The sequence below is a fragment of the Streptomyces sp. 3211.6 genome, from assembly GCF_003634815.1.
Taxonomy (GTDB): domain Bacteria; phylum Actinomycetota; class Actinomycetes; order Streptomycetales; family Streptomycetaceae; genus Streptomyces; species Streptomyces katrae_A.
Genome location: NZ_RBXC01000001.1, coordinates 552850 through 575899, shown reverse-complemented (window position 1 = coordinate 575899; position 23050 = coordinate 552850). Strand labels below are relative to the sequence as shown.

Genomic DNA, 23050 nt, shown 5'->3' with positions numbered 1-23050 from the left:
TCCCTGCCCCGGCGGAGGACTTCATGAAGAGAACCATCCGGCCTGCCCTGCGCGCGGCGCTCGCGGCCGTCTGCGCGAGCGCCGCGCTCCTGGCCGCCCCGGCCGTACCCGCGGCAGCGGCGCCGCCGCCCGGCCCGACCGCCCGCCCCGGCGTCGAGGTCGAGATACCCGGGCCGGAACACGGCACCGAAGCCGGATCCGGCCACACCCGGGTCCCGGCCGCCGGCCGGGCGAAGGCCGCGCCCCGCCTCTCCGAGTCGGCGCGGGCCGCCGACGGGCAGGTCACCAAGACGGTCGACAACGGGCCCACCGCCGACCGGCTCGACGTGGTCTTCGTCGGCGACGGCTACACCGCCGCCGAACTGGACCGCTTCCACGCCGACGTCCGCGCCAAATGGGCCGAGGTCACGGCCGTGGAGCCCTACACGACCTACCGCGACCTGTTCAACGTGTGGACCGTGGACGCCGTCTCGGCCCAGTCCGGGGTCTCCGGCGACCCGGGCCCGGACACCGTCCGCGACACCGCCCTCGGCTCCTACTTCTGGTGCGAGTCGATCGAACGGCTCCTGTGCGTGGACCAGCCCAAGGTCGACGCGTACGTGGCGAAGGCGCCCGCCGCCGACCTGGTCGTCGTCCTCGCCAACAGCGCCAAGTACGGCGGCGCCGGCTACAACGAGCCCAGCCCCACCCTCGGCTACGAGGGCATCTCCACGGCCTCCGCCGGCCACCCCAAGTCCGGCCAGGTCGCCATCCACGAGACCGGCCACTCCCTCGGCAAGCTCGCCGACGAGTACTTCTACCCGGGCGTCCCCGACTACGAGAAGTACACCGGCGCCGAGCCCGCCGCCCCCAACACCTCCACCCTGGACGCCGGCGCGATGGCCGCGCAGCGCGCCAAGTGGTACCGCTGGCTCGGTGAGACCTCCCCCGACGGGGGTACCGTCGGCGCCTACGAGGGCGGCGGCTACTACGTGACCGGCCTCTACCGGCCCACCGACAACTCGATCATGCGGGTGCTGGGCAAACCGTTCAACCTCCCCGGCGTGGAGGCGATGATCGCCGGCTTCCAGCGGCACACCCGCCTCGTCACCCCGCTCACCCCCACCGACCGGCCCCTGCGGCTGCGGAACACCGCGAAGGCCTCCGTCGCGCACCTGGCCTCCGCCGACGGGCGGCAGCCGACGGTCCGCTGGTACCTCGACGGCCGCGAGCTGAAGCGGTTCGCGGGCCGGACGGAGGTGCGGGTGGCGGAACTGTGGCTGCTGGACCTGCGCACCCACAAGCTGTCGGTGACCGCCGAGGACCGCACCCCGGCCGTCCGCGACCCGGAGATCGCCCGGAGCCTGTCCTCCACCGCGACCTGGGACGTCCGGCTGTAGTACGCGCTCAGCCGCCGGTGCCGGCCTCCGGCACCGGCAGGCCGTCCCACAGCGCGCAGTGGTGCGCGGCCGCCGCGTCCACCGCCCGGACGCCCCCCGGGCCGGGCGCCAGCCTCAGGACCGACGGGGCCCGTCCCGTGAACCGGGGCCAGGCCGGAGCTCCCGGCGCCCCGGGAGCTCCGGTGCGGGCGAAACCGGTCCAGTACCCGGTCATCCGCTGCGCGAGCTCCGCCTGAGGGGCCGTCATGGGCACCATCGTGAACAGGTACGGCAGTTCGAAGCCGTGCGCCGCCCCGAACGGGAAGCCGGCGAGCTCCGGCAGGCCGGTGAAGTTGGGCGCCCCCCTGTCACCGAACAGGTAGCCGTACACCGGGACGTGGCGGGCCAGAGCGCGGCTGTCGCGCAGCGTCGGACAGGTGAACGAGGCGTCGGACAGCAGGGTCGCGAAGGCGATCGCGGCCGTCGGGAAGGCCGCCTGCGGGTACGCGGCCGCCACGGCCGGGGCCGACGCCCCGAAGGAGGTCCGCAGCCGCTCGCCGTAGCCCCGTTCCCCGTCCACCGGGTACGAGGCGAGGGTCTGGGCCATGAACAGCCGCATCTCGTCCAGGGTGCTGCCCTGCACCACCGGCACCCGGTGGAAGCGGCCGGACTCCAGCGCCCGGCGGGGCTCCAGGGGCAGCAGGGCGTTGCCGTAGGCCACCGCGGAGAACCGTTCCATCAAAGAGGCCGTCACCAGCCGGGCCGCGTCCAGGCCGCGCAGGCAGTCCAGCACCGCGCCGGGCGGCCGGCCGCCGCAGCCGAGCTCCGCGGCCGCCCCGGCCCCGGCCTCGGCCACGCGCCGCTGCGGCACGAAGGGCTCGTACGTCCCGGCCGTCGGCAGCACCGAGTACGGCGGCATCGTCGTCGAGCAGGACCCGCTCTGCACGATCGCCCGCTGGAACAGGCCCGCAGAGGCGGGGGAGACCAGGTGGGCGCAGACCCCGAGCCCGCCCGCCGACTCCCCGAACACCGTCACCCGGCCCGGATCGCCCCCGAACGCCACCGCGTTCGCCCGGACCCAGCGCAGCGCCGCCTGCTGGTCGGCGAGCCCGAAGTCGGGGGCGCCGCCCAGCTCGGGATGGCCGAAGAAGCCGAAGATCCCCAGCCGGTAGTTGACCGTCACCACCACCGCCCCGTCACCCCGCACGGCCAGCGGCTGCGGCCGGTAGGAGTCCGCGGAGCCGAAGCGGAAACCGCCGCCGTGGAACCACACCATCACCGGACGGGCCGGGCCCCGGCCCGCCGGGGCGGTGACGTTGAGGTAGAGGCAGTCCTCCGAGCCGCTCACCCCGCCCGGCCCGACCGCCGGAAGCTGCGGACACCGGGCCCCGGGCGCCCCCGCGTCCAGCACGCCCGCCCGGTGCGGCGCGGCCAGCGGCGCCCGCCAGCGCAGCCGCCCCGTCGGCGGGGCGGCGTACGGGATCCCCTCGAAGCTCGCGTACGCCCCGTGCACCCGCCCGCGCACCGGCCCCTCGGCGGTCCGCACCACGGGCCGCCCCGCGCCCCCCTCCGGCCGCACGGCGGACGGGCTCCCGTACCCGGCGGCGCAGAACACCGCCACCACGGGCAGCAACGCCGCCAGCAGCCCGCCGCCCAGGCGGCGCGCGGGGCGCACCCGGGGGAGCAGCACCCGGCCGAAACGCGCCTGCCGGCGCCATGCCCTGCGGGTACCGCTGTCGGCTGGGTCGGCCGGGTCGGCGCGGACGGCCTGGCCGGCGGGACTGCCGGTGTCCCCGCGGCCTGCGGGGCTTCCGCGGTCGGCGGATCCGTCACGCCCGCCGGGGCCGCCGGGGTCGGCGCGGTCGACCGGGATGTTGCGGTCGGCGGGGTCGGTGTGGGGATCCGGCACGGCTGTCGTCCCTCCCGGGGGGTGGCCTTCCTGAACGAGTGGGGTGCCCCTCCCGGACCGGACCCCGGGCCTCGCGCTTCCGCCCGCCCCGCGTTGCCGGGACACGCTCCCGGTGGTGCGCCGGACAGGGACGACGGACCCTTCCCGCACGGAGCCGTGCGCCGGACACCGCTCGGCCGGCCTCCGGGCGACGGCGGGAACGTGACGACGGGGTCCCGGGGAGCGGGGCCGGCACCCCGCCACTGTGCCCCGCCCGATGCCCCGCGGACCGCCTCGGCCCCGGCGTGTCCGCTCCGGCGCCCCGGACGCCCCGGGGGAGCCCCCGTTTGCCCGCCCCGAATGGCGCAGTGCCGCCCCATGCCGCTGAATGTCACCAAGCGTGCGCTTCCCATGACGCACGATGACCGGCGCGCGATGCGTAGACCCGCGCGTCGGCGAGACGGAGCTTTCGATGAATGACCCCAGCCCCCTCGCGGCGACGAACCACGGCGACCGCGACGCCCTCCCCGCCGCCACCCCGGAACCGACCTTCGACCCCCCGACCGAACCCCCCGCCTCCCCAGCCCCCGCCCTCCACGCCGTGTCGGCCATACACCCGGCACCCGACGCGGGCCCCGCACCCGCTCCCGGCACCCCGCCCGGCACCGCGCCCGCACCTGCTCCCGGCACCCCGCCCGGCACCGCGCCCGCTCCCGCGGCCCGCCCCGACGGCGCCCCCGCGGCCCGCCCGGCGGCGCGGGTGGCGGGCACGGCCGACCCGGCCGCCCGGCCCGGCCGGCCCCCGGCCGGGGCCGCCGCGACCCCGCCCGGTCCCGCCCCGCAGCCCCCGCCGGTCCGCGCCACGGTCCCCGTACCCGCCCCGACCGCGGCCGACGCCATGGCGGCCCGGGCGGCCCGGCGCGGGGGTGTGCTGGGCCACGTGCTGCGCTGGCCCACAGCCGCCGCCCTGCTGTTCTGCGGGGTGCTGCACCTGCCGGGGAACCTCGCGCAGCCGCCCGAGCCCGGCCGGCTGGTGCCCCTGGCGGTGGCCCTGCTCTGCCTGCCGCTCGGCGCCCTGCTCGCCGTCCGGGACACCCCTGCGGTGTGGCGGGGGGCGGCCGTGGCGACGCTGGCCGTGGTCGCGCTGCACATCGTCGGCGGAGTCGCGTACTTCAACCCCCTCGACGGCACCCTCGGCGCGCCCTACCCGTGGGCCGGCGTTGCGACGGTTCTCGGCGCCGCCACGGCAGCGATCCTGGCCGGCGTGGCCCTGACGTACCGTCCGCCCTGCCCCCGCACCGACGAAGGGGCCTGACCCCCACGCGGCGGCGGCCCGGCCGGGTACTCCCGGCCGGGCCGCCGCCGGCCGGCAGGTACGACTCCCGGAGGGATCCCCGGGGTGAGCGACCACCCCGAGCGGCCCCGACGACCAGGAGGCCCCGCGCTCCCCGGCCGGGAACGGAGCCCGCCCGGCCTACCGGGCCAGCAGGTTCACCGCCCCCGCGAACACCCGCGGCATCCGGGCCGCGAGCGGGACGATCCGCCCCGCCAGCGGTGCCCGGCGGCGGGCCCACAGCAGGGACGAGGTCAGCGTGCGGTAGCCGCGCGACAGGTCCCGCCAGGCCCGTTCGTACTCCTGCGGCCGGCCCTCGCGTACGCAGCGCACGAGCGCGCCCGCCGCCGACACCGCCAGGGTCAGTCCCTCCCCGGTCAGGGCGTCCACGTACCCCGCCGCGTCCCCCACGAACAGCACCCGCCCCGCCACCCGGGTCCGCGCCCGCTGCCGCAGCGGTCCGGCCCCGCGCACCCCCGGGCCCCGGCCGGGCGGTGGCGGCAGCCGGGCCGTCAGCAGGGGGAAGCGGGCCAGCTGTACGTCGAACGGGGCCTGCTCCGAGGTCAGCACCGCCACCCCGATCCGGTCCGCCCCGAGCGGGGTCACGTACGCCTCCGCGCCGCGCGCCCAGTGCACCTCGACCAGGTCGCTCCACGGCTCCACCGCGTAGTGGCGGCGCAGCCCGTACCGGGCGGCCCGTCCCGGCGCGGCCGGTACCCCCAGGCCCAGCCCGCGCCGCACCGGCGAGTGCAGTCCGTCCGCCGCCACCAGGTACCGGGCCGTCAGCCCGGCCGCGCACACCCGCCGTCCGTCCTGGCGGACCTCCCCGACGCGCCGCGCGAGGACCCGTACGCCGAGCCCCGCCGCGCGGTCGGCGAGCGCGGCCTGGAGGTCCGTACGGCGGCAGCCGCGCCCGGGGCCGGAGCGGAAGAGCGCCTCCGCGCGCAGCCCCGTCACCTCGTCCACATAGCCGATGCCACGGAACGGACGGCCCGTCACCGCAACGCCCAGTTCCTCGAACCGTCGCACCGCGCCCGGCATCAGCCCCTCTCCGCAGGCCTTGTCGATCGGCGTGGGCCGCGGTTCCAGGACCACCACTTCCAGTCCGGCCAGCGCCCCGTGGATCGCGGTCGCCAGCCCGGCCGGGCCGCCGCCCGCCACCAGCAGGTCGATCACCGGACCAGGCCCAGCAGCGGATCGGCCGTCCGGGCGTAGGTGAGCGCGGTGTTCTCGCAGCGGATCCGCACCCGCAGCAGCAGGGCGTTGAGCAGGGTGAAAACGAGCGCGGTCACCCACGCCGTGTGTACCAGCGGCAGCGCCAGACCCTCCAGCACCACCGCCGCGTAGTTCGGGTGCCGCAGCAGCCGGTACGGCCCCGCCGCCACCAGGGGCAGCCCGGGCACCACGATGACCCGGGTGTTCCAGCGCGGGCCCAGGGACAGCACGCACCACCAGCGCAGCCCCTGCGCCGCCACCACCACCGCGAGCGCCGGCCAGCCGAGCGCGGGCAGGAAGGACCGGTGCGCGGCCTCCGCCGCGCAGCCCGCGAGCAGGGCGACGTGCAGGGCGACGATGGCCGGGTAGTGGCCGCGGCCGTACTCCCGGCCGCCGCGCGCCAGGCTCCAGGCGGCATTGCGCCGGGCCGTGGCAAGTTCGGCCAGCCGCTCTGCGGCGACCAGAGCAAGGAGGAGGAAGTACCAGGTCAGAGGGGTCGACGGGGTCAGCGTCTGGAGTGACGGGAACAGCGGCATGGGCACCTCACCAGCGCAGCAGGACGAGTTCGGAGGCGAAACCCGGACCGAAGGCGAGCATCAGCCCCGTCGATCCGGGCGCGGGCGGCCCGGCGGCCTGGACGGCGCCGAGGATGTGCAGGACGGACGCGGAGGAGAGGTTCCCCACGGTCGCCAGTGAACGCCGGCTCGCCGCGAGGGCGTGCCCGGGCAGCCCCAGGGAGCCGGCCAGCACGTCGAGGATCCTGGGGCCGCCCGGATGGCAGATCCACACGTCGACGTCGGCGGGTTTGAGGTCGTGCCCGGCCAGGAAGGACTCGACCTCCTCCACCACGTGCAGCCCGACCAGCTCGGGCAGCTCCCGGCCCAGCACCATGCGCAGGCCCCAGTGGCCGATGTCCCAGCCGAGGAGGTGCTCGGTGCCCGGGTAGAGGCGCCCGCGCGCGTCCAGCACCCACGGCCCGCCGGTGCCGCGGTCGTGGAGGGGGTGCTCCGCCCCCACGGCGACCAGGGCGCCGCAGCCGTCGCCGAACAGGGCGCCCGCCACCAGGTTCGCCATCGAGGTGTCGGTGGGCTGGAGGGTCAGCGAGCACAGCTCCGTGGACAGCAGCAGCGCGGCCTGCCCGGGGCGTCCGGCCAGCTGCTCGTGCAGCATCCCCAGCCCGGCTGCGCCCGCCGCGCAGCCCAGCCCGAAGAGCGGGACGCGCCGCACGCCGGGCCGCAGTCCGGTGCGGGAGGCGAGCCGGGCCTCCAGGGACGGGGTGGCGAGCCCGGTGACGGTCGTCGACACCACCAGCCCGATGTCCGGCGCCGCCAGGCCGGCCCCGTCGAGGGCGCGCCCGACCGCCTCGGCGCCGAGCTCCAGGGCCGTACGCAGGAACAGGGCGTTGGAGGTGCCGAAGTCGCCGTCCGGGCCGTAACGTTCCAGCGGCTGCGCCAGGTGGCGGGACCCGACCCGCACCGAGGCGTGCACCCGGCGCAGCAGCGCCGCGTCGGCGCCGGGCGGCAGACACCGCACCAGCGCCTCCGTGATCTGGGCCTGCGGATACCGGTGGGGCGGGAACACGCTGCTCACCGACAGGACACGGGTCATTGGCCCAACATAGGGAAGAACGGTGCCAATCGGGCAGAAGCGCGCGAAAGGGAGCCTCCCGATGTGCCGTCACGGCGTAGCGTGGCGCCGTGCCCGCCCGCTCTCCCGCCTTTCCCCTGCCGGCGGTCCCGGTGGGCGGCCTGCTGAGGGCCTGCCACCCCCTTCCGGCCGCCGCCGTCACCGTCTTCGCCGCCGTCCTCGCGGCCGCCGCCGGGCGCGGGCCCGCCGGCTCCGCCCTGACGGCGGGCGCCGTCGCGGCCGGGCAGCTCTCGGTGGGCTGGTCCAACGACCGCCTCGACCTGCGCCGCGACCGGGCCGCCGGCCGCCGTGACAAACCCCTGGCCACGGGCGGGGTCCCGGCCGCCGCCGTGACCGCCGCCGCCCTCGCCGCGCTGGCCCTGTGCGTACCGCTGTCCCTGGCCGCCGGCCCGGCGGCCGGGGCCGCGCACCTCACCGGGGTCGCGGCGGCCTGGGCGTACAACCTGCGGCTCAAGGGCACGGCCGCCTCCTGGCTCCCGTACGCCCTCGCCTTCGGCCTGCTCCCCGCCTTCGTGACCCTCGGCCTGCCCGGCGCGCCCTGGCCGCCACCCTGGCTGACCGGCGCCGCCGCACTGCTCGGCGCGGGCGCCCACTTCGCCAACGTCGTGCCCGACATCGCCGACGACCTCGCCACGGGCGTACGCGGGCTCCCGCAGCGTCTCGGCGCCCGCGCCTCGGCCGCGCTGGCCGCGCTCCTGGTCCTCGGCTCGGCGGCCCTGCTGGTCCTGGGCCCGCCGGGGCACGTCACCCCGTACGGCTGGACCCTCCTCGCCCTGACCGGCGCCCTGCTCCTGGCCACGGCCCGGGCGCCGGGCCGGATCCCGTTCCTCGGGGTGCTGGCGGTCGCGGGCGGCGACGTCCTGCTGCTCCTGGCCCGCAGCGCCGGCCAGGCACCGGCCTGGTGACGGGCCCGCCGGACCGCTCCGCGGCGTCCCGTGCCGGTCCCCGGGGCCGGGGAGCGGCCCCGGCCGCACAGGGGACGCCCCGGCCGCCGCGGCCCAGGGCCTGTCGTCAAAGTCCCGTCTGCCCCGCGGGCGACGACGGGACTTTGACGACAGGCCCTAAGCCGGCGCCCGCCGGGTGCGGGTCCAGGCCAGCAGGTCCTCGGCCGGCCAGGTGTTGACCACCCGCTCCGGCGGGACCCCGCACTCCACCGCCCGTTCGCAGCCCAGGATCTGCCAGTCGAGCTGGCCCGGGGCGTGGGCGTCGGTGTCGATCGCGAAGAAGACACCCGCCTCCACCGCCAGCCGCAGCAGCCGGCGGGGCGGGTCCAGCCGTTCGGGACGGCTGTTGACCTCCACGGCCGTACCCGACTCCGCGCAGGCCGCGAACACGGCCGCGGCGTCGAACGTGGACTCCGGCCGGGTCCGGCCGGTCACCAGCCGGCCCGTGCAGTGCCCGAGGACGTCCATCAGCGGATTGCGCACCGCCGCCAGCAGGCGCCGGGTCATCGCCGGAGCCTCCATCCGCAGCTTGGAGTGCACGGACCCCACCACCACGTCGAGCCGGTCCAGCAGCTCCGGCTCCTGGTCGAGCGAGCCGTCGAGCAGGATGTCGCACTCGATCCCGGTGAGCAGCCGGAACGGCGCCCACCGCCCGTTCAGCTCCGCCACCACGTCCAGCTGCTCGCGCAGCCGCTCCGGCGACAGGCCCCGGGCGACCGTCAGGCTCGGCGAATGGTCCGTCAGCACCGCCCAGTCGTGCCCGAGCCCGGCCGCCGCCCGGCCCATCGCCTCGATCGGGCTCCCGCCGTCCGACCAGTCCGAATGCAGGTGGCAGTCCCCGCGCAGGGCCGCGCGCAGCGCGACGGCGGCGGGGTCGGGCGGCGGCCCCTCGGGCATCGCCGCGGCTTCCTCCTCCAGCACCCGCAGGTAAGCCGGGACCTCCCCGAGCAGTGCCTCGCGCACCACCTGGGCGGTCTTCGGCCCGATGCCCCTGACGGCCTCCAGCGTCCCGGCGTCCGCCCGCCCGGCCGTCTCCGCCTCGCCCATGCGGGTCAGCGCCGCCGCCGCCGTACGGAAGGCCCGGACCCGGTAGGTGGGGGCCTGCGCCCGTTCCAGCAGGAAGGCGATCCGGTCCAGCGCCGCCACGGGGTCCATGGGCACCTCCTCACGCTGCCAGTGTCCCAACGCCCCCGGGCGGCGGCGAGCGCGCGGCGGCGCAACGGCGGCGGGTGCGCGATCATGGGCGGCATGTCCGACCGATTCACCACCCGCGTCCTCGACCTGACCACCGGCCGCGCCGAGACCGTCACCGACCTGACCCGCGACTGCGAGCGCTTCCTCGCCGAGGAGGCGGCCGGCCGCGACGGCCTGCTCAACGTCTTCGTCCCGCACGCGACCGCGGGCATCGCCGTGATCGAGACGGGCGCCGGCAGCGACGACGACCTGCTCGCGGCGCTCGGCACCCTGCTCCCCGCCGACGACCGCTGGCAGCACCGGCACGGCTCCCCGGGGCACGGCCGCGACCACGTCCTGCCGGCGTTCGTCCCCCCGCACGCGACCCTGCCGGTCGTCGGCGGCCGGCTCCAGCTCGGGACCTGGCAGTCCGTCTGCCTGGTCGACACGAACCGGGACAACCCCGAGCGCCGGGTCCGGCTGAGCTTCCTGGGCTGATCCGGCTCCCCGGCACCTCGCGTCCGGGCGGCCCGGCGGCCGGCTCAGGCCGGTCCCTCGGCCTCCGGCCCCGCGACCCGTTCGGTGAGGGTGAACAGGGCGCCGTCCGGGTCGCGCAGCATGATCGACCGTTCCCTGCCGTCCGAGGTGACCACCGAGACGGTCCGGCCGCCGAGTTCGAGGGCCGCCTCCACCGCCGGTTCCAGCTCCGGGACGCGGAAGTGGACGTGCCAGCGCGGACGGGTGTGGGGGGTGTACGCGCCCACTTCCACGGGGCCGCTGTCCAGGCGGGCGACCGGCTCCCCGCCCTGGCGGAGGACGACTTGCTCCTCCTCGTACGAGACCTCGCAGCAGCCGGTGCGGCCCGTGGCCCACTCCAGCACCTCCCCGTAGAAGAGGGCCGCGTCGAAGGCGTTGCGGGTGCGCAGCTCCAGCCAGGCGGGCGCCGGGCCCAGGCCCACGCGCCAGCCCGCGGTGACCGGTCCCTGCCAGATCCCGAACACCGCCCCGTCGGGGTCGGCGACCAGCGCCGCCCGGCCGCCGCCGGGGAAGGAGACCGGCCCCACCGCCACCGTGCCGACGCGCTCGCGGATCCGGGCCGCCGCCACGTCGACGTCGTCGACGGCGAAGTACGGGGTCCAGGCCACCGCCACGGCCAGATCGCTCGCCAGCGCCCCGATCCCCGCGACCGGCACGCCGTCCTGAATGGCCAGCGAGAAGGCCGAACCGAAGCGGGCCGGACGGAAGGTCCAGCCCACGACCGCACCGTAGAAGCGCTGGGAGGCCTCCAGGTCGCGGGCCATCAGGCTCACCCAGCAGGGGGCCCCGAACACGTCCCTCGTCGAAATCTCCACGGACAAGGAGTAGCGCCCGGGCCCCCTCGGTGCGGCGCAGGCGCGCCCGCAGGTCATCACCACCAGTAGGCGGGGTACCTCGGGGCGGTGCGGCGGATGCGGGAGCCGGCGTAACCGGTGAGGACCAGGAGGACCGTCGAGCCGAACAGCAGCGGCACGAACCGGGCGGGCGCCGGGGACTGGAGCACGGTCACCACCGCCGTGGCCACGGCAGGGGAGTGCGGGGTGCGGGCCAGGGTCAGCAGGGCCAGGGTGAGCCCGGCCGCCAGGGCCGCCGCCCAGGCGGAGCTCCCGGCCGCGGCGAGCACCGCGTAGCCGCAGGCCGCGCCGATCAGATGGCCGACCACCACCCCGCGCGGCTGGGCCAGCGGCAGGGTGGGGGCGCTGTGCACGAGCGCGGCGCTGGCGGCGAGCGGGGGTATGAGCACCGGCTCGTGGATCGCCGCGCCGATGGCCACGAGGGCCAGCAGGACGGTCGTGGCGGCGCTGACGCTGTGGAAGGCCGCGACGGCACTCGGCCGGGGCGGGGCTCCGGGCGCCGTGACGGGCGTGACGTGCGTGGCGGGCGATACGTGGGTGGTGGTCGTAGTGGTCGTACGGGTGGTCGCGGTAGGCATGCGGGAGCAGGATTTCGGTGCGGGGCCGGGGGCACGGAGGGCGGGCGGCCGCACCCGTCGCGGTGGTCGACCGGAGGGCGGGGCCGCGCGGCCGGCGCGTGTGCGGCCGACGCGATCCGGACATGACTGTATCGGCCACGTGTGCACGGCCCGGCAGCGGGGCCGGCCGCCGTCCCCCGGGAGGAGGACCCGCGGCGAACCGCGGCGGGGCGGCCGACGTGATCGTGTATGACTGCGAAGGCAGGCCGAAAGCAGGGAAGGACCGGCACGGATGATGACCCCACCCCGTCCCGCCGGGGTCCTGACGGACCTCGACGCGGTGATCGCCGAAGCCCGTGAGGACTCGACCGGAGCGCTGTGGCGGCTCACCGGCGCCGGGCGCGCACTGGACTCCAACCTGGTCCGGCTGCGGCCCGGCGCGGCCATCGAGGAGCACACCGAGCCCCTTCTCGACGTCCTGCTCGTGGTCGTGACCGGCGGGGGCCGGCTCGACACGCCGGACGGCCCGCACGCGCTGCGGCCCCACTCGGCGTGCTGGCTGCCGCGCGGCACCCGGCGCGCGCTGACGGCGGGGCCCGAGGGCCTGGCGTACCTGACGGTGCACACCCGCCGCCCGGGCCTCGGCATCGCCCCCGCCGCCCCCGCCGAGGGCGGCGAACCGGCCTGCCTCCTGAACCGGGTCTGCCCCGCCTGCGGCCGCCTCACCACCGAACCCGCGGCCGCCTACTGCTCCCGCTGCGGGACGGAACTGCCCGGATAGCGGCCGCCCGCGCCGCGGGGGGCCACGGAAGGGTCCGCCCCGCGCCGGGGCCCGCCGCCCGGTGGGGGCGGCGGGCCGTGGGGGCGCGGCGGGTCAGAAGCCGCAGTTGGTCACCCACTTGTGGGAGGAGATCCGGTCGTTCCACTCCCACGGGATGTTGCCCGCCGAGCCGTTCGGGGCACAGGTCGAGGCCCCGCCGTAGTTGATGTCCTCGTAGACCCGGACGTCGCCCAGCGCGCCCGAGTAGCCGTTGTTCCACCAGGACGAGGCCCGGTCGTTCATGTCGAAGTTGTTCCCGGCGCCACAGGTGCGCCAGTCGGCGTCGTTGCCGCTCCAGCCGCAGGCCGGACCGCCCCGGTTGGTGTCCGCCCACACCCAGTAGTTGCCGTCGGCCGCCACGCCGGAGGCGTCGGCCGGGGCGGCGGCTGCGGTGCCCAGCGCGCCGGGGAAGGCCAGCAGGGGCAGGGCGAGGGCGCAGGCCAGCATCGTCGTACGGAACTTATCCACGGGAACCTCCGGATGATGTCGCTCGGTCGAACTGGGACACGACGCGCTCCGCGGTCGGGAGCGCGGCGTTCTGGAGCCGGTGGCCGAGGGTGATGTCGTCCTGGTGGCGCGAGCGGACTTCCTCCCCGTAGGCACGGTCCAGAGCTTGGGAGACCCGGCCCAGCGGAGTGCTGGTCGCGCAGGTCGCTTCGGTGACCGCCAGGGCGGTCTCGGCGGCGTCGGCCCGGTCCGGCGGGAGGCCGTCGGCGAGGGCGGCCGCCGCCTGCCGGGAATCGGCCGGCGAGGCGTACGGCCGGCCCGCCTCCTTCATGCAGGCCGCCCACCGGCCGACCGCCTCCGCGTACCGGACGTCGTGGCGCACCCGCTCCTCCCGGGCGGGCCGCAGGTTCATCGTGACGACCTTGACGCGGAACCAGACGGCCAGATCCCCGTAAAGGGCCCGCTGCGCCCGGGCGATGCACCCGTCGGTACTGGCCGTCAGGGTCATGCCGGTGGGCGCGGTGGCCGACAGGCCCGTGGGGGAGGCGCCCATCAGCGCGGTCCGGGCCGCCGCGCGCTCGCGGGCCGGGAGCCGGTGGAAGTAGAGCTGGTTGGGGTCGGCCGCCCGGGCCTCGGCCGCGGCCCGCTCCGCCCGCCCGCCGTAGCCGTGGGCGCGGGCCCAGTCCACGTCGTCCACCCCGTACGGGAAGGAGCGTGCGGCCCCCTCCTCCCGGACGGGCTCGGTGACGGCGTACGCGAAGCCCCGCGCGGACATGCAGCGGCTGATCAGGATCTGCTCGGCGCGGGCCAGGACGCGGGACTGCCCGGCGGTCGGCTCCGCCGCGGACGCCCGCTCCGCCGCGGCGGCCCGCTCCGGCTCCGGAGCCCCTGAGGCCGCGCATCCGGCCAGGGCCAGCGCCGCCGTCAGGGCCGCCGCCACCGGGGCCGTTCGTCCTCGCCTCATCCGTCCCGACCCCCTCCGAGGGTGTGGGCGCCGCCCTGTGCGGTCCGCCGTCCGACCCAGGTGTAGCCGTCCCGCGTTGTTCGCCGTCGGCGCCCTGGAACTGAACAAACAATTGCTGAACAATCCACCCCGGCAGGTCGAAAGCGGGCCCGGGGGAAGGGGTGGCGCATGGCACGCAAGGAACGTCCGCTGGAAGGGGAGGACGGGCCTCTGCTGGAGTTCGCCACCGCCCTGCGCCGGCTGCGCCACGAGGCCGGCTCGCCGCCGTACCGCGACATGGCCGAGCGCGCCCACTACTCCGTCGCCACCCTGTCCGGCGCCGCCGCCGGACGCCGGCTGCCCAGCCTGGACGTCACCCTCGCCTACGTCCGCGCCTGCGGCGGGGACGTGGGGAAGTGGGAAGCCCGCTGGCACGCCGCCGCCGTGGAACTCGCCGCGGACGGCGCCGGACCGCGCCCCGCCGGGGCCGGCGAGCCGCGGGCGCCGGCCGCGCAGGGGCTCCCGTACGTCGGCCTGGCGCCCTTCCGGACCGAGGACGCGGCCCTCTTCTTCGGCCGAGAACGCCTCGTGGAGGACCTGTTCGACGCCCTGACCCGGCACCGGGTGGTCGCCCTCGTCGGCGCCTCCGGGGCCGGCAAGTCCTCGCTCCTGCACGCGGGCCTGCTGCCCCGGCTGCACGCCGACACCCCGGCCCGCGGGGTCACCGTCCTCACCCCCGGCCCGCACCCCCTCGACCGCGCCCGCCGGGCCCTCGCCGCCGCCCCCGAGCCCGGCACGGACCCCGCCACCGGCCCCGGTACGGCCGAACGGGTGCTGGTCGTGGACCAGTTCGAGGAGGTCTTCACCGTCTGCGCCGACCCCGCCGAGCGCACCCGGTTCGTCACCGGACTCGTCGCGGCCGCCCGGCGCCCCGGCTCCGGCTGCCGGGTGGTCCTCGGCGTGCGCGCCGACTTCTACGCCCACTGCACCCGCCACCCCGAACTCGTCGACGTGCTCCGCGAGGCCCAGGTCGTCGTCGGCCCGATGAGCGCCGCCGAACTGCGCCGGGCCGTCGTGGAACCCGCCCGCCGGGCCGGACTCACCGTCGAAGGAGGCCTCCAGGCCACCCTCGTCGCCCACGCGCACGGCCAGGTCGGCGTCCTGCCGCTGCTCTCGCACTCCCTGCTGGAGACCTGGCGGCGGCGCCGGGGCGCGGCCCTCACCCTGGACGGGTTCCACGCCGCCGGCGGCTTCGAGGGGGCCCTCGCCCAGTCCGCCGAAGCCCTGTACGACTCCCTTTCCGCCCCCCAGCAGCGCCTGGCCCGGCGGATCTTCGTCCACCTCATCGCCCTCGGCGAGGGCACCGAGGACACCAAACGGCCCGTCGACCGGTCCGAACTCGGCCAGGACGCCGACACCCGTACCGTCCTCGCCCGGGCGGCCGCCCTGCGCCTGCTCACCCTCGGCGACGGAGCCGTCGAGCTCACCCACGAGGCCCTCATCCGGGCCTGGCCCCGGCTGCGCGGCTGGCTCACCGACGACCGCGAGCGGCTGCGCCGCCACCGCCAGCTCGCCGAGGCCGCCCGCGCCTGGGAGGCCGTGGGCCGTGACCCCGGAGCCCTGCTCCGCGGCGCCCCGCTCGCCCTGGCCCGCGAACTCACCGCCGCCGGGGGCCCCGTCCTGACCGCCGCGGAAGCGGAGTTCCTGGCCGCGGGCACCGCCGCCGAGGCCGCCGCCGGGGACTCGGCCCGCCGCCGCACCCGCCGGCTGCGGCTGCTGGTCGGCGCGCTCGCCGGCCTCGTCGTGGTGGCCGCCGTCGCCACCGGCAGCGCCGTACGCGCGGAGGACGAGGTCACCCGGCAGCGCAACGACGCGGTCGCCCAGAACCTCGCCGAGACCTCCGCCGGCGTGGCCGCGGCCGAACCGGGCCTCGCGGTCCAGCTGGGTCTGACGGCCTACCGGCTCTCGCCGACCGCCCGGACCCGCGACGGCCTCCTGTCCGCGCTGATGACCTCGCTGCCCGCGCACGCCAAGGAGGTCGTCGCCGTCGCCTACCGTCCCGACGGCCGCCAGCTCGCCACCGCGAGCGGGGACCGCACCGCCCGGCTGTGGCAGACCCGGGGCGGCGGCCGGCCCGACCCCGTGGCCACCCTCGGCGGCGAGGGCGCCCCCCTGCGCGCCCTCGCCTACCGGCCGGACGGCCACACCCTGGCCACCGCCGCGGCCGACGGCGCGGTCCGGCTCTGGGACGTCACCGACCCCGCCCACGCCAGCGTCGCCGCCGCACTCCCCGCGCGGGAGAGCGACGTGCGCGCCCTCGCCTTCAGCCCCGACGGCCGCACCCTGGCCACCGCCGGAGCGGGCGGCTCCGTCCGCCTGTGGGACGTCACCGACCCCACCGGTCCCACCGAGACCGCCGCCGTGCCCGGACACCGGGACACCGTGCGCGCGGTGGCCTTCAGTCCGGACGGCCGGATCCTCGCCACCGGCGGCGAGGACACCACCGTCCGGCTGACCGACGTGGGCGACCGCACCCGGCCCGAGTCGCTGGCGGTCGTCGGCGGCCACGACACCCCCGTGTTCTCCGTGGCCTTCGCCCCCGACGGCCGCACCCTCGCCACCGCCTCCGGCGGCCGGACCCCGGTCCGGCTCTGGGACCTGACCGAGCCGCGCCGGCCCGCCCCGCTCGCCACCCTGACCGGACACACCGACGTCGTCGGCGCGGTGGCCTTCGGCCCCGACGGCCGCACCCTCGCCAGCGCGAGCGACGACCGGACGGTCCGGCTGTGGAGCGTGGCCCGCGGCGCCCGCCCCGCGCCGCTCGCCACCCTGACCGGCCACGTCACCGCCGTCGGCTCCGTGGCCTTCAGCCCCGACGGGACGGTCCTGGCCTCCGGCGGCTACGACAGCACCCTCCGGCTGGCCGCGACCGACCTCGACCGCGCCCTCGCCGGGGCCTGCGCGCACACCGGCCCGCGGATCACGCGCGCGCAGTGGGCCTCGTACATGCCCTATCTGGACTACTCGCCGCCGTGCAGCGGCCTCGAACGCCCCTGAACCCCTACTGTTCGTCACGTCCCCGTGCGGAAGGCAGGCTTCCATGGCGAGCTCCCAGGTCCCCGTCATCGATCTCGGCCCCTGGCGCTCCGGCGGCCCCGCCGAACGCGCCCGGATCGCGGGCCGGGTGGACGAGGCGCTGCGATCGGCGGGGTTCCTGCTGGTCACCGGGCACGGGGTGGACCCCTGCCTGCCCGCCCGGATCCGCGAGGCCGCGAGGTCCTTCTTCCGGCTGCCGCCCGAGGTGAAGCAGCCGTACGCGGTCAGCGTCGGCGGACGGGGCTGGCTCGGCCCCGGCGCCGAGGCCAACGGCTACACCGAGGGGACGGCCTCGCCCCCCGACCTGAAGGAGTCCTGGTCCTTCGCGGCCGACGAGCCCACCGGCGTGCCCTCGGTGGACGCCGAATGGTTCCGGCCGAACGTCTGGCCCGCCGAGGTACCGGGCCTGCGGGAGCCCGTGACCGCTTACCTGGCGGCGATGCGGGCCCTCTCCGATGAGCTGCTGGAACTGCTCGCGGTGGCCCTGGCCCTGCCGGAGGACCACTTCACCCGCCACACCGGCCACCCCACCTGGGGGTTCAACCTCAACTGGTACCCCGGCGCGGAGACCGTCGGGCAGCCGCTGCCCGGACAGTTCCGGATCGGGCCGCACACGGACTTCGGCACGGTCACCGTCCTGGACCGCGAGGAGGGCGCGGGCGGGCTCCAGATCCACACCGATGCCGACGGCTGGCAGGACGCCCCGTACGATCCGGCGGCGCTCACCGTCAACATCGGAGACCTGCTGGCCCGCTGGACCGGCGACCGGTGGCGGGCGGGCCGCCACCGGGTCCTGCCGCCGCCGGCGCACGCCCCGGCGGAGGAGCTGGTCTCGCTGGTCTACTTCTACGAGTGCGACGCCCACACCCGTGTGGAACCCCTGCCCGCCCCGGTGGGCCGGGTGGCGCACGAGCCGGTCGACTCGCACGCCTACCTGCGCGCCAAGCTGGACCAGATCACCGTCGGCTGAGCCCGGCCGCGGCCCGGCCCCGATTACCCCTGGTCGCGGCCGGTTCGGCAGGATGGGGGGCATGACCGAGATCCGCACCCCCCGCCTGCTCCTGCGCCGCTGGACCGACGACGACCTCGTCCCCCTTTCGGAGATCACCTCGGATCCGGAGGTGATGCGCTGGATCGGCGACGGCTCCGTCCTCGACCTGGACGGGACCGCCGAGACCATCGAGCTCTGGGAGGAGGAGTGGGACGACGAGGGCTTCGGCGTCTTCGCGGTCGAGCTGCTGGCCTCCGGCGAGCTGATCGGGGCCGTCGGCCTGTCCGCCGCCGATGACGACCTGCCCCAGACGCGACACCAGGTGCAGATCGTCTGGCGCATCGGCCGGCCCTTCTGGGGCCAGGGCTACGCCTCCGAAGCGGCCCAGGCCACCCTGGAGTTCGCCCTCCAGGACCGCGGCCTCGACCGGGTGGTCGCCGTCAACCGGGCCGGCAACGACGAGTCCGCCAACGTGATCCGCAAGCTCGGCATGGCCCAGGACGGCGAAGCCGCCGACCCCGCCACCGGAGCGCCGGTCACCCTGCACAGCCTCGACCTGACCGAATACGCGGGCTGATCCCGGAGCCCCGTGTCCGGGGTCAGCGTACGGTCAGGCAGAAGTCAGGCTTTGGCTTGTCATAAGATCGCCTTATGGGGGCATAAACGGGAGGCGGGTACGGGGTTAGGGTCGCCTTAGTTTAGGGTTTCCTTGATCAGTCAGATTGTCGGTCGAAGGGAACCCAGTCATGCCTCGCCCTCTGCGGGTAGCAATCGTCGGCGCCGGCCCCGCCGGTATCTACGCGGCCGACGCGCTGCTGAAGTCCGAGGCGGCTGCCGACCCCGGTGTCTCCATCGACGTCTTCGAGCGCATGCCCGCCCCCTTCGGCCTGATCCGCTACGGGGTCGCCCCCGACCACCCCCGCATCAAGGGCATCATCACCGCCCTGCATCAGGTCCTCGACAAGCCGCAGGTCCGCCTCTTCGGCAACGTCGACTACCCCGGCGACATCTCCCTCGACGAGCTGCGCTCCTTCTACGACGCCGTGGTCTTCTCCACCGGCGCCACCGCCGACCGGGCCCTCGGCATCCCCGGCATCGAGCTCGACGGCTCCTACGGCGCCGCCGACTTCGTCTCCTGGTACGACGGCCACCCGGACGTGCCGCGCACCTGGCCGCTGGAGGCCGAGAAGGTCGCCGTCCTCGGCGTCGGCAACGTCGCCCTCGACGTCGCCCGCATCCTCGCCAAGACCGCCGACGAGCTGCTGCCCACCGAGATCCCGCCGAACGTCTACGACGGCCTCAAGGCCAACAAGGCGCTCGAGGTCCACGTCTTCGGCCGCCGCGGCCCCGCGCAGGCGAAGTTCAGCCCGATGGAGCTGCGCGAGCTCGACCACTCGCCCAACATCGAGGTCATCGTCAACCCCGAGGACATCGACTACGACGAGGGCTCGATCACCACCCGCCGCTCCAACAAGCAGGCGGACATGGTCGCCAAGACCCTGGAGAACTGGGCGATCCGCGACATCGGCGACCGACCGCACAAGCTGTTCCTGCACTTCTTCGAGTCCCCGGCCGAGATCCTCGGCGAGGACGGCAAGGTCGTCGGCCTGCGCACCGAGCGCACCGAGCTCGACGGCACGGGCAACGTCAAGGGCACCGGCGAGTTCACCACGTGGGACGTCCAGTCCGTCTACCGGGCCGTCGGCTACCTCTCCGACGAACTGCCCAAGCTCCCCTGGGACGTCGAGTCCGGCACCGTCCCGGACGAGGGCGGCCGCGTGATGGAGGGCGGCGAGCACATGGCCTCGACCTACGTCACCGGCTGGATCCGGCGCGGCCCCATCGGCCTGATCGGCCACACCAAGGGCGACGCCAACGAGACCGTCGCCAACCTCCTCGAGGACCACGCCCGGGGCCGGCTCCTCACCCCCGCCGCCCCCGAGCCGGAGGCGGTCGAGGCCTTCCTCGCCGAGCGGCAGGTCCGCTACACCACCTGGGAGGGCTGGTACGCGCTGGACGCCGCCGAGAAGGCGCTGGGCGAGCCGCAGGGCCGCGAGCGCGTGAAGATCGTGGAGCGCGAGGAGATGCTCGGGGCGAGCGGCGCCTGAGACGCCGCCCGGCGACCGGTGGGGCCCGCCCCGGGCGGGCCCCACCGGCGCGTGCGGGATCAGTCCCGGATCGAGGTGATCTTCCGGGTCGCCAGGTCGGCCTGGACGTGGACCGTGGTGGTGGTGCCGCTCCAGGTCAGGGTGATGGCGGCGTTGGTCTTGCCCATCCCGCTGTCGACGGAGGTCACCTTCCACTTCAGCGGCACGTTCTGCGCACGCAGCACCCCGTCGGCGTGGTTGGCGGCCTCCCACTGCGTCAGCTCACGCCGCAGGGGCTCGGAGAGGTAGAAGGCGCGCAGCTGGTCCGCGGTCCGGCCGTCGCCGTCGTAGACCGCGTCGATGTAGGAGCCGTAGAAGTCGGCGATCCGGGTGAACGCGCCTTCCGGGCTGCCGGAGACGGACGGCGGCGCGGCGGCCGTGGCCGAGGTGCCGGAGACGAGGGCGAAGGAGAGGGCGGCCGCACCCGCGGTGGCGGCGAGGGCTGCGGACGTGGCGCGCTTGGACGGGAACTGGAGCATCGGTCGGTACCTTTCCCCTGATCGCGTGCTGCTGCCGGTACGGTCCCCGGCTGCCCCGGAAGACGCGGACACGACGGCAACAGGTTCTCCTTGTCCCGGAGATGGCGGGATTTCGCCCGTACGGGTGATCTGTTCCCCCGGGTCCGGGCGGCGGCGGAATGCGGTGGAGGGGCCGGAGGTTGCGAAGGACGCGATATCCGACTCCGTACGCACTGGAGAGCTCATGAAGATCGGCATCATCGGCGCCGGCAACATCGGCGGCAACCTCACCCGCCGGCTCACCTCCCTCGGTCACGAGGTCCGCGTCGCCAACTCCCGCGGCCCCGAGACCCTGGCCGCCCTCGCCGAGGAGACCGGGGCCACCCCCGTCACCGTGACCGAGGCGGCCCGCGGCGCCGAGATCGTCGTGGTCACCGTCCCCTTCAAGAACGTGCCCGGACTGCCCGCCGGAATCTTCGAGGGGGCCGCGGAGGGCTTCACCGTCATCGACACCAACAACTACTACCCGCGCGAGCGCGACGGCCGCATCGCCGCCGTCGAGGACGAGGGCCTGACCGAGAGCCGCTGGATCGAACGCCAGCTGGGCCACCCGGTCGTCAAGGCCTTCAACGGCACCTACGCGATCGACCTCCTGGAGCGGCCCCGCCCCGCCGGCGACCCGGACCGCATGGCCCTGCCCGTCGCCGGTGACGACGAGGGGGCGAAGAAGGCCGTCCGCGCGCTGATCGACGAGCTCGGTTTCGACACCGTCGACGCGGGCGGCATCGACGACTCCTGGCGCCAGCAGCCCGCCACCCCCGTCTACGGGCTGCGCGCGGGCGTCGAGGGGGTCACCCGCGCCCTGGCCGAGGCCTCGCCCGTCCGCACGGCGGAGTTCAGCGGCTGAGCACCCGGGGCGGCGGCCCGGACCCCGGACCCCCGGGCTCCGGACTCCGGAACCGGCGGTCCGGCCGCCGCCCGTCCGCGTTCGGGTGCCCGGGGAAGGATCCACCGGGCAGACTGTGCGATGTGACGACCATGAGCAAAGGCGCCAACCTGCCGGTCGCGGCAGCCTCCGTCAGAGCCGTGCTCGGCTGGTCCGCGGGGCCGGGCGTGCCCGACGTGGACGCGTCCGCGCTGCTGCTGACCGGCCGCGGACGGGTCCGCTCCGACGGTGACTTCGTCTTCTACAACCAACCCGGGCACGCCTCCGGCGCCGTACGCCACGCGGGCAAGCGGCCGGGAGCCGACGCGCTCGAGGTCGACCTGGCCGCCCTGGAGCCGGACATCGAGCGCGTACTGCTGTGCGCCTCCGCCGACGGCGGCACCTTCGGCCAGGTCCCCGGGCTCCGGCTGCGGCTGCTCGACGCGGTGTCGGGGGCCGAGGTGGCCCACTTCCCGATGGAGGCCGGGCCGGAGACCGCCCTGGTGGGCGGGGAGCTCTACCGGCGGGCCGGCGCCTGGAAGTTCCGGGCCGTCGGCCAGGGGTACGCGAGCGGCCTCGCGGGACTGGCGACGGACTACGGCATCACCGTGGACGACGCCCCGCCGGCCCCGACACCCCCTCAGGCCCGGGTGCCCGGGCGGTCTTCCGCGCCGGCTCCCGCCCCGGCCCGGCCCCCGGCCGCGCCCACGTCCTGGCCCGCGTCCGCGCCGAACCCCTCCCCGGCCCCGGTCGCGGCCCCCGAGCCGGTACGGCCCATGGCTCCGGCGGCCACGCGAGCTCCGGCCCCAGCCCCGGCCACGCTCCCCGGTACCGGCCCGGCGCCCGCCGAGGCCGTCGTACGCCTGGTCAAGGGCGAGGAGTGGCTCCCGCCGGAGATGCGCGAGCGCCTCTCGCTGCGCAAGGAGCAGGTGGCCGTCAGCCTCCGCAAGGCCGGCGCCACCGACGTCACCGCCCGTGTCGTCCTCGTGCTCGACGCCTCCGGTTCGATGAGCACCCTCTACGCCCGCGGCACCGTGGCGGGCGTGGTGGAGCGGATGGCCGCGGTCGCCGCGCAGCTGGACGACGACGGCGAGATGCAGGCCTGGACCTTCGCCACCAACCCCGCCCGGCTGCCCGACCTCGCCATCGGCGACCTCCCGGAGTGGCTGCGGCTGCACGTGCGCGTCGGCCAGATGAGCCTCTTCGGCCGCAACAAGCCGCCCAAGGGCCTGCTCCCCGGCCAGGTGGACATGCGGCAGGTGGGATTCCAGAACGAGGAACAGAAGGTCATCGCCGAGGTACGCGCCTTCGTCCGGGCCCACCCGGTGCCCGCGCCCACCCTCGTCCTGTTCTTCTCCGACGGCGGGGTCTACCGCAACGCCGAGATCGAGCGGGAGCTGCGGGAGGCCGTGGAGGAGCCGGTGTTCTGGCAGTTCGTCGGCCTCGGCAGGGCCGGCTTCGGTGTGCTGGAACGCTTCGGCACCATGCCCGGCCGCCGGGTCGACAACGTCGGCTTCTTCGCCGTGGACGACATCGACCGGATCCCGGACCCCGAGCTGTACGACCGGCTCCTGTCGGAGTTCCCCTCCTGGATCCGCGCCGCCCGGCAGGCGGGCATCCTGCGCTGAGCCTCCCGGCCCCCGCTGGCGCGGGCATCGGACGGACCCCTTGACCCAGGGCTGGTCCAGACCAATCATGAGGCGTCCGCCCGTTCGCT

Annotated in this window: 21 protein-coding genes; 11 read left to right on the top strand and 10 right to left on the bottom strand. The window is 76.2% G+C overall.

All coding sequences use genetic code 11. The annotated features are described in order from the left end of the window. The first annotated feature begins 23 nt into the window (after positions 1-23). Positions 24-1379: a M64 family metallopeptidase gene (locus tag BX286_RS02920; RefSeq protein ID WP_079431061.1), complete on the top strand. Its 1356-nt coding sequence runs from the start codon at positions 24-26 to the stop codon at positions 1377-1379. 7 nt (positions 1380-1386) lie between these two features. On the opposite strand, the gene BX286_RS02915 is transcribed toward BX286_RS02920, so the two are convergent. Continuing rightward, on the bottom strand, positions 1387-3267 hold the full coding sequence (locus tag BX286_RS02915; protein ID WP_261993324.1) for a carboxylesterase/lipase family protein: 1881 nt from the start codon (positions 3265-3267) through the stop codon (positions 1387-1389). A gap of 451 nt (positions 3268-3718) precedes the next feature. Here BX286_RS02915 and BX286_RS02910 point away from each other — a divergent pair, with 451 nt between their 5' ends. After that, positions 3719-4561 (top strand): hypothetical protein, encoded by an 843-nt coding sequence (locus BX286_RS02910; RefSeq protein WP_261993323.1) that lies wholly within the window; start codon positions 3719-3721, stop codon positions 4559-4561. A gap of 159 nt (positions 4562-4720) precedes the next feature. Here BX286_RS02910 and BX286_RS02905 read toward each other — a convergent pair whose 3' ends face one another. The 3 genes from BX286_RS02905 to BX286_RS02895 are packed head-to-tail and all read right to left on the bottom strand — an operon-like array spanning position 4721 to position 7402. Then, positions 4721-5755 carry an NAD(P)/FAD-dependent oxidoreductase gene (locus BX286_RS02905; RefSeq protein WP_121014457.1) on the bottom strand — a complete coding sequence of 345 codons (1035 nt, stop codon included), beginning with the start codon at positions 5753-5755 and terminating at the stop codon, positions 4721-4723. After that, positions 5752-6285: an isoprenylcysteine carboxyl methyltransferase family protein gene (locus tag BX286_RS02900; RefSeq protein WP_079432119.1), complete on the bottom strand. Its 534-nt coding sequence runs from the start codon at positions 6283-6285 to the stop codon at positions 5752-5754. Before BX286_RS02900 ends, BX286_RS02905 begins: the two co-directional genes overlap by 4 nt. 52 nt (positions 6286-6337) lie before the next feature. Next, a complete protein-coding gene (locus BX286_RS02895) occupies positions 6338-7402 on the bottom strand; it encodes a type III polyketide synthase (protein ID WP_121014456.1) in 1065 nt (354 codons plus the stop codon). An 89-nt stretch (positions 7403-7491) separates the two neighbouring features. On the opposite strand from BX286_RS02895, the gene BX286_RS02890 reads away from it, so the two are divergent. Then, positions 7492-8346 (top strand): UbiA family prenyltransferase, encoded by an 855-nt coding sequence (locus BX286_RS02890; protein ID WP_261993322.1) that lies wholly within the window; start codon positions 7492-7494, stop codon positions 8344-8346. A 156-nt stretch (positions 8347-8502) separates the two neighbouring features. On the opposite strand, the gene BX286_RS02885 is transcribed toward BX286_RS02890, so the two are convergent. Next, complete coding sequence (locus BX286_RS02885) at positions 8503-9540, bottom strand: PHP domain-containing protein (protein WP_079431065.1); 1038 nt, start codon at positions 9538-9540, stop codon at positions 8503-8505. A 93-nt stretch (positions 9541-9633) separates the two neighbouring features. On the opposite strand from BX286_RS02885, the gene BX286_RS02880 reads away from it, so the two are divergent. Continuing rightward, a complete protein-coding gene (locus BX286_RS02880) occupies positions 9634-10056 on the top strand; it encodes a secondary thiamine-phosphate synthase enzyme YjbQ (protein WP_079432121.1) in 423 nt (140 codons plus the stop codon). Positions 10057-10100: 44 nt separating this feature from the next. Here BX286_RS02880 and BX286_RS02875 read toward each other — a convergent pair whose 3' ends face one another. Further along, positions 10101-10859, bottom strand: coding sequence for a VOC family protein (locus tag BX286_RS02875; protein WP_079432122.1), 759 nt, complete (start codon positions 10857-10859; stop codon positions 10101-10103). Positions 10860-10966: 107 nt separating this feature from the next. After that, on the bottom strand, positions 10967-11527 hold the full coding sequence (locus BX286_RS02870; protein WP_121014455.1) for an HPP family protein: 561 nt from the start codon (positions 11525-11527) through the stop codon (positions 10967-10969). 271 nt (positions 11528-11798) lie between these two features. Between BX286_RS02870 and BX286_RS02865 the strand changes: the two genes are divergently transcribed. Further along, positions 11799-12287 carry a hypothetical protein gene (locus BX286_RS02865; protein ID WP_079431067.1) on the top strand — a complete coding sequence of 163 codons (489 nt, stop codon included), beginning with the start codon at positions 11799-11801 and terminating at the stop codon, positions 12285-12287. Between the two features lie 93 nt (positions 12288-12380). Here the strand turns inward: BX286_RS02865 and BX286_RS02860 are convergent, their stop codons facing one another. After that, entirely contained in the window at positions 12381-12794 is a 414-nt protein-coding gene (locus BX286_RS02860; protein WP_123995196.1) for a peptidase inhibitor family I36 protein, read from the bottom strand. Next, on the bottom strand, positions 12787-13737 hold the full coding sequence (locus BX286_RS02855) for a hypothetical protein (protein ID WP_148710246.1): 951 nt from the start codon (positions 13735-13737) through the stop codon (positions 12787-12789). The genes BX286_RS02860 and BX286_RS02855 overlap by 8 nt, the downstream gene beginning before the upstream one ends. A 168-nt stretch (positions 13738-13905) precedes the next feature. Here BX286_RS02855 and BX286_RS02850 point away from each other — a divergent pair, with 168 nt between their 5' ends. The 4 genes from BX286_RS02850 to BX286_RS02835 all read left to right on the top strand — a co-directional run bounded on the left by BX286_RS02850 (position 13906) and on the right by BX286_RS02835 (position 19911). Further along, positions 13906-16773 (top strand): hypothetical protein, encoded by a 2868-nt coding sequence (locus BX286_RS02850; RefSeq protein WP_121014454.1) that lies wholly within the window; start codon positions 13906-13908, stop codon positions 16771-16773. A gap of 43 nt (positions 16774-16816) precedes the next feature. Next, positions 16817-17782, top strand: coding sequence for an isopenicillin N synthase family oxygenase (locus tag BX286_RS02845; protein ID WP_121014453.1), 966 nt, complete (start codon positions 16817-16819; stop codon positions 17780-17782). A 61-nt stretch (positions 17783-17843) separates the two neighbouring features. Next, the gene (locus BX286_RS02840) at positions 17844-18380 is read left to right on the top strand and encodes a GNAT family N-acetyltransferase (protein WP_079431072.1); all 537 of its coding nucleotides are present in this window, start codon (positions 17844-17846) and stop codon (positions 18378-18380) included. A gap of 169 nt (positions 18381-18549) precedes the next feature. Next, on the top strand, positions 18550-19911 hold the full coding sequence (locus BX286_RS02835) for an FAD-dependent oxidoreductase (RefSeq protein ID WP_079431073.1): 1362 nt from the start codon (positions 18550-18552) through the stop codon (positions 19909-19911). Between the two features lie 59 nt (positions 19912-19970). On the opposite strand, the gene BX286_RS02830 is transcribed toward BX286_RS02835, so the two are convergent. Further along, entirely contained in the window at positions 19971-20429 is a 459-nt protein-coding gene (locus tag BX286_RS02830) for a hypothetical protein (protein ID WP_100862204.1), read from the bottom strand. Positions 20430-20652: 223 nt separating this feature from the next. Between BX286_RS02830 and BX286_RS02825 the strand changes: the two genes are divergently transcribed. Together BX286_RS02825 and BX286_RS02820 are read left to right on the top strand one after the other, a co-directional pair. Continuing rightward, the gene (locus tag BX286_RS02825) at positions 20653-21315 is read left to right on the top strand and encodes an NADPH-dependent F420 reductase (RefSeq protein WP_121014452.1); all 663 of its coding nucleotides are present in this window, start codon (positions 20653-20655) and stop codon (positions 21313-21315) included. Between the two features lie 131 nt (positions 21316-21446). Further along, on the top strand, positions 21447-22961 hold the full coding sequence (locus BX286_RS02820; protein WP_121014451.1) for a VWA domain-containing protein: 1515 nt from the start codon (positions 21447-21449) through the stop codon (positions 22959-22961). Positions 22962-23050: the final 89 nt, after the last annotated feature.